The following is a 15,522-nucleotide window of genomic DNA, read 5'->3' on the forward strand; positions in this document are numbered from 1 at the left end:
AGGGGTGTTGTTCCCGCACTCCGCTGGAAAGTGGCTCACAGCCGGCAGCTCACAGCGCGGGACTCACTGGGCGGGGCGCGGTGCCTCCCGAACCACCAGCGCGTCCCGAACCACACAGCGTGTGCCGGTGTAGATGGTGGGCATGCACTTGTTGCAGTGGATACACAACCCCTCGTCGACGCTCTCGGCTTGGAATTTGTTGACCAGTTGTGGGTCCCTGAGGAGCGCACGCGCCATGGCGACGAATTCGAATCCTTCATCCAGTGCGTGCTCGATGGTGTCGACGCGGTTGATGCCGCCGAGCAGGATCAGTGGCATCCTCAGCGCCTGTCGGAACTGACGGGCGAAGGGCAGGAAGAAGCCCTCCTCGAACGGGTACGTCGGAAAGAGTTTGGGACCGTAGAACTTCAGCCCGTACCCGACGAGTTTGGGTTGGGAGGCGACAAACTCAGCCAGTGGGACCTCGCCGCGGAAGAAGTACATTCCGTTGAGAAGTGAACTACCACCGGTCAATTGCATCGCGTCGAGGTGGCCGTCGGCTTCGAGGATCTGGGCGATCGGCAGGCTCTGGTCGAGCCACAGACCTTTCGGCACCCCATCGGACATGTTGAATTTCGCGGTGACCGCCACGCTGGATCCAGCGGCCCGTCGCACCGCTTCGACGACTCGACGCGGATACTCGGCGCGCTTGGCGACGCTGCCACCGTATCGATCGTGGCGCTTGTTCAGATTGGGGCTCATGAACGAACTGAGGAGGTAGTTGTGGCCGAGATGGACCTCGATGGCGTCGAATCCTGCGTCCACGGCGACGCGAGCGGTCCGTTCGAAGTCGGAGACGACACCGTCGAGTTCGGCGAGCGTCGCGCCCTTGACGAGGCCCATCGCGGGCGGACTCAGCCGGGTCGACGGCGCCAGAGTCTTCGTCTTGTTGGAGAGCGTGTTGGCGACCAGTCCAGCGTGGCCGATCTGCGCCGCAGCAAGTGCGCCTTCGGCGTGGACGGCGTCGGTCAGTCTGCGTAGTCCCGGCAGCGCGCGCTCGTCCATGACAAGGGTGTCGCGGTGGACTCGTCCACCTGGTGAGACGGCGCAGTAGGCGACAGTGGTCATCGCGGCCCCGCCGCGGGCCACCTCGGCGTGGAAGTTGATCAGATCGTCCGAGACCGCTCCCCGGGGCATGACGCCCTCGAACGTTGCAGCTTTGACGATGCGGTTGCGCAAGGTCAGAGGGCCGAGACGTGCGGGTTCGAATATCGACGGTGTGGGCGCTGTGGTCATTTTCAACTTCCTGCGGCGGCCTGATCTTTACGATGCCAGTGGACTCGTAACTACGACGATATAGCGCCTACTCCCAATCTGTCCGACAATTCGACACGATGAATGCCACAGGATCAGGTCGCCCACGAGACCCACGCATCGACGACACAGTCCTCGAGGTCACCCGAGCGATGCTCCTCGAGGTCGGTTGGGATCAACTCAGTCTCCGGGCGATCGCGGCACGGGCAGGGGTCAGCCGAGCCTCGATGTCGCGGCGATGGCCGTCGAAGGCACATCTTGTTCTCGGGTCGATCCTGGGGGCGACACCGGACCTGACACCGTTCGAGGGCACCGATCGCGACGGCTGGATCCGTTGGGTGGTGGAGGGAAGTGCTCAGCTCTTCTCCCGTCCCGAGGTTCGCGCCGCGTCGCCAGGATTGCTGGCGGCCCTGCGCGACCACGACGACCTGCGCAACGAATTGTGGCGCGGGTTCAGTGGACCGAGTACGCAACTGTTCCTTCAGAACGCCGAAGATCCTGAATCGGCACTGCTCGATGCCAAGGCCGTGCTGGTTCTGGCGGCCGGGGCAGCGATGTTTTCGAGTCTGATAGCGGTCGAGGACGATACAGATGCGCTACGCGAAAGAATCCTCGAGCTATTACTCCCGGCGGCATCGCCGCGCTGACCGTCGACGTCAGCCGATGTTCTTGACCGACAACGTATTCGGATTCCCGTCGCTGCAGTTGATGCCGACAGTCAGTGCAGTGATCTGACGCGGCTGCGATCCCGTGAAGAGTAGGACTATCGCCGGCGCCCCGTCGATGCGAATCTCGCCGGAACCGAGCAAAGGCCGGCCCTCGTCGATGCCGTTGGCGCGTAGGCATCCGGCAAGTTTGGATGGATCATCCAGTGGTCCAAGGTTTTTGGATCCGACGAGTGAGAGCAGAGACGCCGAATCCGGATCGTCGACAGCAGACGTCGCCGGTGTGCTCGGTTGAGCGACAACACTTTCGGCGGGTTCGGAATCTCGGGTTCCGATAACAACGATCACGAAGGCCGCCAACACGGCTGCTGCGGCACCGAGAACCCGCGCTTGTGGGCGCCGCCGGAACGGCACGACAGCTGCCTCAGCTGGCGGCTCCAGCTGTTCTGACTGTCGATCCAGTGCCGAATTGATTCGCTCGGCAAGCGAATTCGGAATCCGTTCGTGAGTGGCCTTGCTCGAGTTCAGTGTCGCGAGTGATGCCGTGACGCCGTCAAGGGCGGTGACAAATGCATGGGCGTCAGGATCTGCGCGTACCACCGGCCACAGAGCCGCACTGGTTTCGGAATCGAGAACCCCGGCGTGAAGATCTGCGAGTAGGTCTTCTGAAAACGGAGGCGACGGAACGCGAACAGACGGATCTGTCATGAACCCTCCCTCGGCAGTCGATGCGGACCCTTACAAGATAGGACGCGGCCGGTTCACGAATGGTTCCCGCCTTCGCGAAAGTCCTCCAACTGGGCGGCAAGACGCTTGCGCGCGCGGGCGCAGCGACTCTTCACGGTCCCTACGGGCACTCCCAACCTCTCGGCGGCCTCGGCTACCGGATACCCCTCGACATCGACGGCGACGACGGCAGCACGCTGCTCAGGCGGCAGCGATGCCAGTGCCTGTTCGACGGTCAGGCTCATGTCCACTGTCGCCGCATAGTCGCGGTGATCGCGGGGTTCCTCCGCGTTCTCCGAAGACAGAGAGAACGCCTTCCGTGATTTGTTGCGTCGGATCCGGTCGAGGCAGGCATTGACCACGATGGTGTGGAGCCAACTACGCACCGCCGCGTCGCCGCGGAACTTCGCCGCCTTGCGATGCGCGGACAGCAGACCCTCCTGGAGAGCATCTGCCGCATCCTCGTCCGAGTAGCTCGTACGCCGGGCAACGTGCCACAGATGATCCTGATGCCGGAGCAGTAGTTCACGGAACGCATGCCGATCGCCCGCGACATGAGCGGTCAACAATTCGAAATCCGTCGCCTCGAGATTCTTGTTCTCGAGACTTCTGGATTCGAAATTTCCGGCTCCGCCCCCGGTGCCCCCCCGATAACTGTGCACGGGCGGATATTAGCCCAGTCGGTAGGTTTCAGAAGGGCCAAGGGCGATCACTTTGCCGCAGTGAATGCAATCTCCGAGATGGATGTCTGGTTTTGTCCGGATTCGGTGCTGAGCTGCGTAATCCAAACCAGGACATACTGACCCGAGCCGTCCGAAGTGACTGGAATGTCGGTCACACCGTTCTTCAGGACACCCGATCCGATTTCTTTGGTCTGATCCAGCGAAGTATTCGCAGAAGGGGCAGAACGGATTTCAACGACGGTTCCCGGCGAATCAGACGTGATCGCAACATTCTTCAGGTTGGCGGCATCGGCAAGCGTCACCATCAGGCCGACACCGTTCTTCAGCGACGGGAACGGCTGGAAGTACGAGTCCGACGACCACGCAGTGGCCGGATTGCCGTCGATGGCGTTCTTCGCTGTTGCCGGCTGATCCGGCGTTCCCTGGGGTGAGAACACCGTTACGGCCGAGGAAGCTACCGGAACGGTTGCTGCCGCCGGTGCGGGCGCCGGTGAATTGTTCTCGGGCGCAGTGGCTTCGGTGGTCAATCCGAAACTCTGCTCGCTGAGCGGGGTGTCGTTACTGCCACCCGAGAGGAAGCTCGCTACCCACACCACAAGGAGAATCAGGACGATCACGGTGAAGACACCGAGCGCCGTCAGTGCCGCGAGCATCCGCGTCGACTTCTTCTTCTCGGCCTCGATGGCTTCGGGGTCGTTCAGTGCATGACCCGACGCACCCTGTTCGCGGTGGCCGAGACGAAGTGCCGGAATCATTTCCGTCTTGTCGTTGACGACGGACGCCTGATCGAGGATGTGCTGCACGGTGGCAGCAGTGCGGATTCCACTCTCCGACTGCAACGCTCGAACCGCAACGGCCGAGATGTCGAACGGAACCTCCGGACGGACGACCCGAGGCTCGACGATGTTCCCGTCGGCGCCGCGGCCGGCGGGAAGCAAACCACCGACGGGACCGGCGGACGGTTCGGCCAGCGGCCAGCGCGCCGTGATGAGCGAGTACAGCATGGCGCCGAGACCGCGGACGTCGCTGGTGGAATCGGCGTCGGCAAGCGTCGCCGGGAACGCCAGTACGGCGTCACCGTTGATGCTGATGCGAACGCGGTCCGGGTGATCGATGGACAGCGCACCGCCGGTGCGGTGAGCAGCTTCGGCAGCCGCCGCCAGGGCACGGATGGCGCGGGCTGCACCGATCGGTGACGGCGTCGTCTCGGCCATCTCACGCAGCGAACGGCCGGGAGTCCATTCGGCGACGACGATGCCGCCCGAGCTTCCGCGGACGACGTCGAGGACGCGAGCCAGACCGGGCGAGTTGATTCGTCCCAGGCGCAGAGTGCGTGAGAGAACTGCCTGCGGTCCGGACTGGCTGTCGTCGTCACCGCGCTGATCGGCGTCGACGAACGTCAGGGCTACTTCACGGTCGAGCTTGACGTCGAGAGCTTCCCAGAACTGCAGTCCGCGGGTTCCGCCGTGCGGCGCGAGCAGACGGTAGCGTCCGCCGGCGACAGATGCGCCCGGGATGAGCTTCGGTCCACGGGGCATCGGTCGCTGGGCCGGTCGTGATGCGGATCCGGCGGCAGGTGTGCGAGGTGCAGTGGGCGGTGTCTGAGCGGCAGCCGTCTTCTGAGATTCGGGTGCCTTCTTGTCCGGAGCAGGCGTCTTCGGCGCGGGTGTCTTCGAGACAGGTGCTGAAGGTGTCTTCGACACGGGCGCCGAAGGTGTCTTGGACACACTGACCGGAGGTACCGGCGGAGCGGCCTTCTGCACCGGCGGCTGCGGCTTCTGACCCTGCGGGCTTTGGCCCTGCTGCGGTCGCTGTGCGGGCTGCTGTGGTTTCTGACCCTGCTGTGGCTTCTGACCCTGCTGTGGCTTCTGGCCGGAAGATGCGGAGGAACTCGTGGATGCAGGTGTGCCCGACGATGCCGTTGACTTCTGTTCGGACGCTTTCACGGCAGAAGTCCCGGCACTCTTGTTGCCGGAAACGTTGTCGTCGCTCACCCTCGCTCCTTCTCCATCGATAGCCCGTCCCCGAATACGCGCGGGTTGCGATCCTGTACGCCCACGACCAGGGTACGGGAGCGCACCCGGTCGTTCTTGCTCGTTTGATTCCGTTCTGATTGCAGGAATCAGCTCGGTGACGTCGTCGTCGGTGTTGTTACGTGTGTCCGGTTCGGCGCGACCTGTCAGTGAACGAATCTTGCGGGAGACCGCAACCGTTACCGACAGGACTTCCGGAACCTTCTTGAAGTAGAGAATCGTGAAGGTGATCGCGAGCATCAGGATGCCGCCGACGGCGACGCGAACCATCGAGCCAGGTCCGCCGAAACGCTCGGTGAGTTGATCGAATCCGAGGACGCGGTCGACCGCGAGCATGGTCAGCGAACCGGCCAGCGAGGCGAGTACGACGGACCAGACTGTCTTGCCCACGTTGGCCATCTGCAGGTTTCCGAGGCTGCGGTGCAGGAGGTACCCGCCGATGACGGCGCCGGTGATGTATCCGAGACCGTTGGCCGCACCGAGCAGGATCACGACCTGATCGCTGTTGGATGCGAAGACCGGAGCGAGCGCCGAGAAAGTGATTTTCACTGCAGTGATGCCGAGAACGATCCACGTCGGCGTCCAGGCCTGTTCGCGGGCGTAGAACACTCGAAGTTGGATCAGGACCAGTGCGTACGGAATCAACGTGAATGCCGACCAGCTCACAGCGGTGCCGAGTCGTTCGGCCTGTTCGGGTCCGAAGCGGCCGTAACCGTAGAGCGCTTCACCGACCTGCGGGCCCATGAAGGTCAGGAACATGATGATCGGAACCAGCGTGATCATGGTCAGACGCGTTGCGACCGACAGATCGTCCACGACGGCCGGGGTGTCGTCGGCAGCAGCGTTGCGGCTCAGGCGCGGCATGATCGCCGTCAGAACCGTCACTCCGAGCACGCCGTACGGGAGCTGCAGGAGCAACCAGGCCTGGCTGTAGATGGCAGGGCCGGCTTCGTCGGCGTGGGAGGAGATCTTGGTCGCGAAGATCATGCCCATCTGGCTGATCAGGACGTACAAGACGATGGCGACGGCCATGCCGCCGAACTGGCGCAGGCGGTCGTCGAGACCCCACAGCGGCTTGAGCGAGATCTTCTCGCGGCGAAGCGCGGGGATCAGGCTGGCTGCCTGCACGATGACGCCGATGGTGATGCCGATGCCGAGGGTGAGCAGCTTTGCATCGCCCATCGAGACCGGATCAAGCGAGATCTCACCCGGAGTCAGGCGATAGACCACGAGCACCACGAGGACGACGACATTGTTGAGTACGGGAGCCCAGGCTCCGGGCTTGAAGATCTGTCTGGTGTTCAGAAACGCTGTGAACAGCGCCGACAGCCCGTAGAACAGGATTGCCGGCAGAAGCAGATACGACAGCGCCGTGGTCAGGTCGGTGCTGACTTTGCCGTCTTCGGACAGGAAGACGTATTTGGTGAGTACGGGTGCTGCCAGGGTCGCGAGCAGCGCGGCCATGCCGAGTAGAACGAGCGACGCCGTGAAGAGGCGTCGGACAAACGCTTCGCCGTGATCGGCGTCCTCCCGCTCGGCGCGAACCAGCACGGGGACGACGATGGCGGTCAGCACGGCGCCCAGAACCAGTTCCGCGATCATGTTCGGAATCTGGCTGGCGACGGTGAACGAGCTGGCGATGGCGGGGCCGAGGACCATCAGGATCATCAACTGCTTGGCGAATCCCGTGATACGGCTCGTCAGCGTCGCGATCGCGATGGAACCCGTTGCCGCGAGGAGTCGAGAGTTCGTCTCCTTGCGTTCCCCGACCTGGACATGGGCGTCGGTGTCGAACTCGTCCGACGTGGTTGTCTGCCGGTCGGCGAATTCCATCTCGGCTTCGCGGTACCGGGGGTAGTCGCGGATCACCGGGATGGTCATGGTGGGTGCGTCGTCGAAACGTGCGTCCGGGTTGACCGGCTGGATCGGGTAACCGCGCTCCCACGGTGGCATCCGAGGATGCGAGCGGGTCGTGGCACTCTTGCGGGTGATCGCCGAGCGGCGACCCTCCTCGGGTGGATTCCCGGTCATGAGCGTTCGTACCCTTCATCTGCTGGGTCCGGCTGACCCTTGAATCGATGCCACAGCCGTCGCCCTGCCAGGAACAGCAGCAACCCTCCCGCTGTCGCCGTCACGGCGGCCAGGGGACGACCGTACGCATTCGACCGTACGGTCACGCTGGTCGGCGTACCCAATTGGCGGCCATCTGTCGTGGTCAGCGAGAAGTTGACTTCCAGCTTGCGAGAATCGTTCATTTCCGCGGGCACAGTCAACTGTCGGCTACCTCGCGGCGGCAGCTGTTTGGGACCGATGTCACTGATCTGCATCTCGGGTGGGGCTTCCACACGCAGGTCGACGTTGATGGCGATGGGCAGTTCGTTGCGCGCCACCAGCAGGAGCGGACTCTGCCCCGACGCAAGGGTGTAGACGCCGCCCGGCGACACCACACTGACGGCCCGGTACATCCCGTCGACGGCTTCGGTGACGTTGTCGGCGCGGATGGTCGCGGCCCGCTCCGCCCGATTGACCGACGCGGAGTCGACGTTGCGGCGATCGGCCAAGGTCATCGAACGGAGTAGATCTTCGCGGAGCGGCGCCGTGAATCCCCGGGGGGTGAGCGAAGCCGCCGGATCGTCCACGAGCGAAGCTTCGAGCCCGTCGATACGCGGAAGTTGGGTGGTTGCGGTCTCGACGACGGACGTTTGCGGACCGTCCTGGGTAGCCCGGTCCGGGTAGTCGAGAGTGGCGGCGTCCGTCGCGCCCGGTTGCCTGCCGAGCAGTGCCGGCAGGGCCTGAGGTGAGGCGAGCCCGGACCGGATGAGGGTCGCGAGCATCGAGAGCACCGCCGTGGCGTCGTTGCTGTCGGCGGTCCACAGTTGCGGCGGCGCGAAGATCTGATTGCGCGGCAGCGACGTCGGCGTCAGCGCGGCCCAGGCCATCGCCCCCAGCGCGTCCTGACGTCGGGCGCTGCGCGATTCGATGTCGATGGTCGGCGCGGTGTCGTCGGGGATGTACGACGGGACCTGCGGCTCCGAGCCGGTGGCGGCCAGCGCCGCTGCCGCCGAGGTGTCGAAGGCAAGCGCGTCGAGTGAGCCGGTTATCCGCGACGACAGCTGCGGAGCTGCCGAGTCGACGGAAGTGTCAGCCACCATCGCTGTGGTGGGATTCACGCTCAGCACCTCTGCGGTGGCCGAGTCGAGGACACCCGAATCCGGCCAGACGAAATCTCGCAGTGAGGTCACGCCGAGGATGTTGTCGACGATGTCCGCCGGCCGTGTGAGCGCGGTAGCCGTCAACTCCGGATTGGCCACCGAGGTGACCGCGGCGAGATCGGCCTGGGCGAACGGAACCGCCGTCGTGCACATCGAGGACGCGAGGGTCTTCACCCGGCCGAGCCACTGGTTGGCGGCGTCGCTACCGCGGCCTTCGTGCGACGGCCCGGTGGGGTCGGACGAGTTGTCGGCCACGAGGTATCCGCGAGTCATGTTCTCGACGGTGATCAGAAGGTCGGGGTCGATTGCCAGGCAGAGCGCATCCGTGACGCGGCGATCGGAATCGCTCTCGGGCTTGGTGGCGTTCTCCACCGCATCGACCAACGCGTCCAGACGGCCGCCGTCGGAAAGTTCGGTGGCAAGTTCGTCGTCGATCAGGCGTACGGGCTCGTTGACCGCGCCGGGGATTCCGCCGACGAGTCGTGGCGCGTCGGCCAGCGGCCACATGAGCGTGACGCCGATCGGGGCGGACGTGTCGGGGGGAACGACCGCCGTGGCGGACGAACTGGGGGTTCCGGCTGTGGCGTTCGATTCGGCTGCGGCCGGCACACCGAGGACGGGGAGCAGGAAGCGTGCGTCGTCGAGTCGGGCGGCACCGCCGTACTCCGGGGTGCCGTTCACGTTGACGAGCATCGGGTAGACGCCCGGTTCGGTGATGTCGAGAGACAACCCGGTAGTGCTCCGCAGCGGCAAGGTGAGCGTGAACTGCTTGGACTGGCCGGTGTCGAGGGTGGTGGCAACGGTGTCGAATTCGCCGACCGTGTCGAAAACGGCCTGGTCGAAGTCGAGTGCGGCGCGCACGTCCGAACTGGAGTCGATCGCGGGAGCACGTTGCAACCTCACCCCGACGTCCTCGACGGGACGGTCACCGACGTTCTTCACCGTGCCCTTGACCACGACGTTGCGGTCGCTGGTGGTCGTCACCGTGGTCGGTGCGGTGGAGTCGATGGTCAGCTGCAGAAATTTGGCATCGTTGGTGTTTCGCGCCGGGGCGCGCTCACTGGGCTGGCTGGACGGCGCTGCCCATGCGACGGCCGTCGTTGCAGGCCCGAAACCGACAGCGGCCATCACCAGAGCGGCCACACCGGCCCGCCGCAGTGCCATTCTCATCCGGCGTCCGGTTCCTTCGGGCGCTGTTCTTGCCGTATTTCCGTTCGCGGCATCTCGGCGATCATCTGGGACGCGAGTTCTGCGAGTTTGCGCTCGTCGGCGTATGCGAGGCGCGAGTGCAATTCCGTCAGCGGCACCCAGGCGACTTCGGTGACCTCGATGTCCTCGTCGGAGAGTTCACCGCCGAGAAAGCGGAGGAGGTAGTGGTGCACGGTCTTGTGGACGCGTCGACCTTCGGTCACGAACCAGTAGTCGATGCTGCCCAGCGGTGCCAGGACGGTTCCCTGGATACCGGTTTCTTCTTCGACCTCACGCATCGCGGTCTGCTCAGCGGTCTCACCTTGTTCGATATGGCCCTTCGGTAGCGACCAGAGCAGGCGTCCGCGGCGGTCGGTTCGGCCGATCAGTGCAGCGCAGAGGCGTTCCGGGGGTCCTCCCCAGCCGTCGACGACCAAGCCGCCCGCAGAAGTTTCACGGACGGTTCGCATCAAAGGTTTATCGGGGTTGCCGACGGCAGGTCGACGCCGCGGGTTGCGGCGACTCCTGTTTGTTCGTTCGGCACCAGACACCTCATCGATACTAGTTGGCGTTGCAGCGTTGCCCGGTAACCCGCGCAAAGCGGTCTATCGCGTTCGTATGCGCGTTCTGCTATTTGCGCACCTTAAGTAAGCTCCTTTCACGTGACTGTCCCTACCTCCGACGCTGATCGCCGCCTACGACTGCTTGCCGACGCCACTGCAACGCTCGGCACGTTGTCCGACGTGTTGAACCCGCTCGGTGAGCGTTTTGCTGCGGCCGGTCATGAGCTGTTCCTGGTGGGTGGCAGTGTTCGCGACGCGATCCTCGGCCGCTTCAGTGGCGATCTGGACTTCACGACGGACGCCAGGCCGGAGAAGGTTCAGGCTCTGCTCAAGGGCTGGGTGGACAAGCAGTGGGACACGGGCATCGAGTTCGGGACCATCAGCGCCATCAAGCACGGCCAGGAGATCGAGATCACGACCTTCCGGGCCGACGCTTACGATCGCGTCTCTCGTAATCCGATAGTCGAGTACGGCACGACGTTGGCCGACGATCTGGTGCGCCGCGATTTCACCGTCAACGCGATGGCGATGAAGATCGGCGCGGACGGTTCCTACACGTTTGTCGATCCGCTGAACGGCATGGATGCCCTGTTGGCCGGAGAGCTAGATACGCCGTCGGCGCCGGAAAACTCGTTCAACGACGATCCGCTGCGGATGCTGCGCGCAGCCCGGTTCGTCTCGCAGCTTGGTTTCACGTTGAACAATCGCGTTTTCGAGGCCATCAAGGAGATGGCGTCGCAGATCGAGCGGATCACCGCCGAGCGTGTGCAGGTCGAGCTGAACAAACTGATGCTCGGCATGTACCCGGTGGACGGCATCAACATGATGGTCGACTCCGGACTGGCTGCATACGTGCTGCCCGAGGTTCCGCAGATGAAGCTCGAGATCGACGAGCATCACCAGCACAAGGACGTCTACCAGCACTCCCTCACGGTGCTCCAGCAGGCGATCGATCTCGAAGAAGGCGATCCGGACCTTGTATTGCGTTGGGCAGCACTGCTTCACGACATCGGAAAGCCGGATACCAAGCGTAACGAGCCTGGCGGTGGGGTCAGCTTCCACCACCACGAGGTGGTCGGCGCCAAGCTGGTGCGCAAGCGCATGCGGGCACTGAAGTTCTCGAAGCAGATGGTCGACGACGTCTCACAGCTCGTGTTCCTGCACTTGCGTTTTCACGGCTACGGCAAGGGACAGTGGACCGACTCGGCAGTGCGGCGGTACGTCACCGACGCGGGCGAGCTGCTCCCCCGCTTGCACAAGCTCGTGCGGGCCGACTGCACCACACGCAACAAGCGTCGCGCCGCGCAGCTGCAGGCCACGTACGACGACATCGAAGAGCGGATCGCGCGCATCGCCGAGCAGGAAGACCTTGCTCGGGTGCGTCCGGACCTCGACGGCAACGCCATCATGGAGCTGCTGAACATCCCGGCCGGCCCGCAGGTGGGCAAGGCATGGACGTTCCTCAAGGAATTACGTCTGGATCGCGGCCCGCTCGAGCGTGACGAGGCCGAGGCCGAACTGCTGAAGTGGTGGGCTACCCAGCAGGGCTAGTTTCTCGTTTCTTGCGGTTGATCAGCACCGCTGACAATCCGGCGGCATAGACACCCGCACCGGCAACGGCCAGGCCGACGCTCTTGCCGTCGGGTGCGATCACCGTCGACGCTGCCGCGATCGCACCGATGAACGCGACGTTGAACACGGTGTCCTGCAGGGCGAATACCTGACCACGACGGTCGTCGTCGATGTCGATCTGCATGGCCGCGTCGCCGCTGAGTTTCACGGACTGGCCGGCGATGCCGAGCAGGAAAGCGGCAATCAGCAGCGACCCCTGAGTCAGCGTGGTCACGAAGACGAGCTGGACGAGAACCGCGCACACCAGGGCGTAGGTGATCGTCCGTGAGCGACCGATCCGCGGGATGAGGAACGGTGTGATCAATGCCGCGATCAGCATTCCGATTGCCGTGGCGCCGACGGCGACACCGAATCCGGCCATCCCTCCGGGTAATTGGGAGCCGTTCGAGGTGTCGCGTAGGACCAGCACCATGATGAGGGTGTTGATGCCGAAGCAGATGCGGTGCGCTCCGATTCCGATCATCGCCGTGGTGACGCCGGGCGCCTCCCAGACAGCGGTTGCCCCGGTGCGCAGTCCGGCCGTCACCGAACGGACGGCACTGGCGCGGACCACTTCGTCGGCGACCGGACCAAGTGAGCGGGCCGTGAACCTGGCCGCGGCGAGGGCCGCGATCACCGATCCCAGTGCTGCGATGGCCACGGCGGCGCCTGACGCTCGATCCCCCGCGCCGATCATGCCGATGATCGCCACCGCTGCCGAAGCACCAAGAGCGGCTACCACCGAACCAGCCGTTGTGAGAACGGAATTGGTTGCCACCAGCCACGATTGTCGGACGACCTTCGGCAGGGCTGCGGATACGCCTGCCCCGACGAAGCGACTGACTCCGATTGCAGCAAGCGCACAGGTCAACAACAGAGTGTCACCGCCGCCGGCGACCAGCAGCACCGCAGTGGTCAGGATGAAGAGCCCGCGGAGCACGCTCGCCCACAGGAGCACCAGGCGGCGGTCCCAACGATCCAGCAGAGCGCCGGCAAAGGGGCCGATCACCGAATAAGGAAGGAGCAGTACGGCAAAGCCGGCCGCTATCGCCACCGGATCGGTTTCGCGTTCCGGGTTGAAGAGGATTGCGCCGCCGAGCGCGGCCTGGAACATTCCGTCGCCGAACTGGCTGGAAAAGCGGACGAGCGCCAGCCTTCCGAGGCCGGGTGATTCACGCAGGGTGTGCAGTACGCGCTGCCAGGCCTCGCGGCGGTTCGAGGCTCGGTTCATAAGCGGAAACTGTAGTGGGTGGGTCAGGCGCCGATCTTGACGGTGGCCCGCTCGAGGATCGGCGCGACGTCGACGCCCCTCGGCAGCGTTCCGAACACACTCCCCCAGCTGTTTCCGAGCCGACTCGCGCAGAACGCGTCGGCCACCGCGGGGTGCCCGTAGCGGAGCAACGGCGAGGCCTGCAGAGCGAGCGCCATGTCGCCGACGATCTTTCGTGCCCGGTATTCGATGTCGTCGAAATCGCCGAATGCCACCTGGAGATCCCGCACGGCCTGATCGAAGTGGCCGTCCACTCCACTGGCTCGTTTCAGCTCGTCGAAGAACACCTGCAGTGTTTCGGGTTGCTTGGCCATCGCCCGCAGTGTGTCGAGCGCCGCGACGTTGCCGGAACCCTCCCACACCGAAAGCAGCGGAGCCTCGCGATAGAGGCGCGGCATCCGGGATTCCTCCACGTATCCGTTTCCGCCCAGACACTCGAGTGCCTCGGCAGCGTGGATCGGTCCGCGCTTGCAGACGAAGTACTTACTCACGGCCAACGAAATGCGTCGTAGTGCGCTGGCGTGGGCATCGCCTGCGGTTGCGCGGTCGGTCAGAGCGGCCAGCCACATCGCGACGGTGGTCGACGCTTCCGATTCCACCGCCAGATCTGCCAGAACGTTTCGCATCAAGGGTTGGTCGATCAGGTTGGCGCCGAAAGCACTTCGATGATTCGCGTGGTGAACTGCCTGCATGGTGCCGACGCGCATGCCGGTGGCCGTGCCGATCGTGCAGTCCAACCGGGTCATGTTGACCATCTCGATGATGGTGCGCACGCCCCGGCCTTCTTCGCCGACCATCCACGCGAGAGCGTCGAGGTACTCGACCTCACTACTCGCGTTGGAATGATTGCCCAACTTGTCCTTCAAGCGTTGCAGGTACATGTTGTTGAGCGAGCCGTCCGGCAGGACCCGAGGCAGGAAGAAGCACGACAGACCACCCGGTGCCTGGGCGAGGACGAGGAACACGTCCGACATCGGCGCGGAGGTGAACCACTTGTGGCCCGTCAGCAGGTAGCTGCCGTCGGATTGTGGCACTGCCCTTGTGGTTCCGGCACGAACATCCGAACCGCCCTGTTTTTCCGTCATCGACATACCGGCGATCAATCCGGGTTTGGTGAGGGGAGCTTTCAGCGCCGAATCGTAGTGCCGCGTGGTCAGGAGGGGTTCGTACTGCGCGGCCAGATCCGCGTTGTGCCGCAGCGCGGGGATCACGGCGTACGTCATGGAGATGGGACAGCCGTGGCCGGCGTCGGTTTGACCCCACACGGCCATCTTCGCGGCGCGGACGAGGTGTGCGTGTGGATTCGGGTCAACCCACGGAGCGCCGTGCAGTCCCAATTCCACTGCGGTGCTCATGAGTTGGTGATAGGCGGGGTCGTAACGGACCTCGTCGATGCGGATGCCGTAGCGGTCGTGGGTTCTCAGGACAGGTGGGTGCTCCTCGGCCAGATCGCCCCACTCCTGGGCCTGCGCGCTTCCGGCGCGGATTCCAACCTGATGAACCTCCTCGAGTGCGTCCGAAGCTCCTTCACGTTGCAGTGCCTCGAGAAGCGGCGCGTATTCGGCTGCGTCGTAATCGATCAGGGGCGGAACCTGATTGGTGACTTCATGCGTGGGTGGCATCGAAGCTCCCTAACGATCGAAGGGTGAAGGCGAGAATGGCGTCGATCGCAGCGGGATCGGTGGTGCCGCCGCGCAGTGGAAGGATCAGGGCCTCGCCGATTGCCCCGACGATGCACGCTGCCGTCAGAGTGGCGTCCTGTGGCGGTATCTCACCGGATTCGACTGCTGAGCGAATTGCGGTGGCCAGGCAATCGCGGAACGATTCGCGAAACATCAACCGCTGTTCGTCGACGAGAGGATCTACCGGTTCCACCAGCAGGGCATAGGCGAGAACCGGTGCACGCATGGCGCGTTCGGCGAAGGTCCGAACCGACGCTGATACCGCGGAGCGGTGGTTGCCTTCCAGACTTCGGGCATTGTCTCCGGCGTCCCGAGCTGCGGATACCTCACGGCTGCAGACTGATTGGAACACTTCGGCGAACAATTCGCCCTTGCCGTCGAAATGTCGATACAGCGTCCCGGTGCCGACGCCGGCGTTCTTGGCCACCGCGGCGATGGAACATCCCGCATAGCCGTGGGTTGCCACTGCCGTCGTGGCGGCCTCGAGCAGCCGGGCGCGTTGTGCGTCCAATCTTTCCTGTACTGCCGGAGTGCGGCGATAGGCCATGTGAAGAAGTGAACACCCGTTCCGTTCTTGCGTCAAGAGCCCCCACCTG

Annotated in this window: 11 protein-coding genes; 2 read left to right on the forward strand and 9 right to left on the reverse strand. The window is 64.3% G+C overall.

The window, feature by feature from the left end; genetic code table 11:
- Positions 1 to 63: 63 nt before the first annotated feature.
- Entirely contained in the window at positions 64 to 1,275 is a 1,212-nt protein-coding gene (nox, locus tag QRN54_RS26845; RefSeq protein WP_161121374.1) for a 4,4'-dithiodibutanoate disulfide reductase, read from the reverse strand.
- A 98-nt stretch (positions 1,276 to 1,373) separates the two neighbouring features.
- Between nox and QRN54_RS26850 the strand changes: the two genes are divergently transcribed.
- Positions 1,374 to 1,940: a helix-turn-helix domain-containing protein gene (locus tag QRN54_RS26850; RefSeq protein ID WP_003942539.1), complete on the forward strand. Its 567-nt coding sequence runs from the start codon at positions 1,374 to 1,376 to the stop codon at positions 1,938 to 1,940.
- Between the two features lie 9 nt (positions 1,941 to 1,949).
- Here QRN54_RS26850 and QRN54_RS26855 read toward each other — a convergent pair whose 3' ends face one another.
- Genes QRN54_RS26855 through QRN54_RS26875 form a run of 5 tightly spaced genes read right to left on the reverse strand, consistent with a single transcriptional unit; the run spans position 1,950 to position 10,351 of the window.
- Complete coding sequence (locus QRN54_RS26855; RefSeq protein WP_285183442.1) at positions 1,950 to 2,666, reverse strand: RsmA family anti-sigma factor; 717 nt, start codon at positions 2,664 to 2,666, stop codon at positions 1,950 to 1,952.
- A 53-nt stretch (positions 2,667 to 2,719) separates the two neighbouring features.
- The gene (gene sigM / locus QRN54_RS26860) at positions 2,720 to 3,346 is read right to left on the reverse strand and encodes an RNA polymerase sigma factor SigM (RefSeq protein WP_285183443.1); all 627 of its coding nucleotides are present in this window, start codon (positions 3,344 to 3,346) and stop codon (positions 2,720 to 2,722) included.
- 47 nt (positions 3,347 to 3,393) lie between these two features.
- On the reverse strand, positions 3,394 to 7,431 hold the full coding sequence (locus QRN54_RS26865) for a lipid II flippase MurJ (RefSeq protein ID WP_285183444.1): 4,038 nt from the start codon (positions 7,429 to 7,431) through the stop codon (positions 3,394 to 3,396).
- Positions 7,428 to 9,782 carry a DUF6049 family protein gene (locus QRN54_RS26870; RefSeq protein ID WP_047272662.1) on the reverse strand — a complete coding sequence of 785 codons (2,355 nt, stop codon included), beginning with the start codon at positions 9,780 to 9,782 and terminating at the stop codon, positions 7,428 to 7,430. Before QRN54_RS26870 ends, QRN54_RS26865 begins: the two co-directional genes overlap by 4 nt.
- Complete coding sequence (locus QRN54_RS26875; RefSeq protein ID WP_030537486.1) at positions 9,779 to 10,351, reverse strand: NUDIX hydrolase; 573 nt, start codon at positions 10,349 to 10,351, stop codon at positions 9,779 to 9,781. The genes QRN54_RS26870 and QRN54_RS26875 overlap by 4 nt, the downstream gene beginning before the upstream one ends.
- A 111-nt stretch (positions 10,352 to 10,462) precedes the next feature.
- On the opposite strand from QRN54_RS26875, the gene QRN54_RS26880 reads away from it, so the two are divergent.
- On the forward strand, positions 10,463 to 11,914 hold the full coding sequence (locus QRN54_RS26880; protein ID WP_003942535.1) for a CCA tRNA nucleotidyltransferase: 1,452 nt from the start codon (positions 10,463 to 10,465) through the stop codon (positions 11,912 to 11,914).
- Here the strand turns inward: QRN54_RS26880 and QRN54_RS26885 are convergent.
- From QRN54_RS26885 to QRN54_RS26895, 3 genes are read right to left on the reverse strand one after another with little or no spacing between them, the layout of a single operon-like run.
- A complete protein-coding gene (locus tag QRN54_RS26885; protein ID WP_007729119.1) occupies positions 11,898 to 13,205 on the reverse strand; it encodes an MFS transporter in 1,308 nt (435 codons plus the stop codon). The genes QRN54_RS26880 and QRN54_RS26885 overlap by 17 nt on opposite strands.
- 23 nt (positions 13,206 to 13,228) lie before the next feature.
- On the reverse strand, positions 13,229 to 14,866 hold the full coding sequence (locus QRN54_RS26890) for an acyl-CoA dehydrogenase family protein (protein ID WP_285183446.1): 1,638 nt from the start codon (positions 14,864 to 14,866) through the stop codon (positions 13,229 to 13,231).
- On the reverse strand, positions 14,850 to 15,473 hold the full coding sequence (locus tag QRN54_RS26895; protein WP_208690017.1) for a TetR/AcrR family transcriptional regulator: 624 nt from the start codon (positions 15,471 to 15,473) through the stop codon (positions 14,850 to 14,852). The genes QRN54_RS26890 and QRN54_RS26895 overlap by 17 nt, the downstream gene beginning before the upstream one ends.
- Positions 15,474 to 15,522 lie beyond the last annotated feature (49 nt).

This window comes from Rhodococcus sp. MEB032, assembly GCF_030208925.1.
Lineage (GTDB): Bacteria > Actinomycetota > Actinomycetes > Mycobacteriales > Mycobacteriaceae > Rhodococcus_F > Rhodococcus_F qingshengii.

Excerpts from the sequence above, each read along its gene's own strand:
- nox (WP_161121374.1), bottom strand. The coding sequence starts at position 1,275 with ATGACCACAGCGCCCACACCGTCGATATTCGAACCCGCACGTCTCGGC.
- QRN54_RS26850 (WP_003942539.1), top strand. The coding sequence starts at position 1,374 with ATGAATGCCACAGGATCAGGTCGCCCACGAGACCCACGCATCGACGAC.
- QRN54_RS26855 (WP_285183442.1), bottom strand. The coding sequence starts at position 2,666 with ATGACAGATCCGTCTGTTCGCGTTCCGTCGCCTCCGTTTTCAGAAGAC.
- QRN54_RS26865 (WP_285183444.1), bottom strand. The coding sequence starts at position 7,431 with ATGACCGGGAATCCACCCGAGGAGGGTCGCCGCTCGGCGATCACCCGC.
- QRN54_RS26870 (WP_047272662.1), bottom strand. The coding sequence starts at position 9,782 with ATGAGAATGGCACTGCGGCGGGCCGGTGTGGCCGCTCTGGTGATGGCC.
- QRN54_RS26885 (WP_007729119.1), bottom strand. The coding sequence starts at position 13,205 with ATGAACCGAGCCTCGAACCGCCGCGAGGCCTGGCAGCGCGTACTGCAC.
- QRN54_RS26890 (WP_285183446.1), bottom strand. The coding sequence starts at position 14,866 with ATGCCACCCACGCATGAAGTCACCAATCAGGTTCCGCCCCTGATCGAT.
- QRN54_RS26895 (WP_208690017.1), bottom strand. The coding sequence starts at position 15,473 with ATGGCCTATCGCCGCACTCCGGCAGTACAGGAAAGATTGGACGCACAA.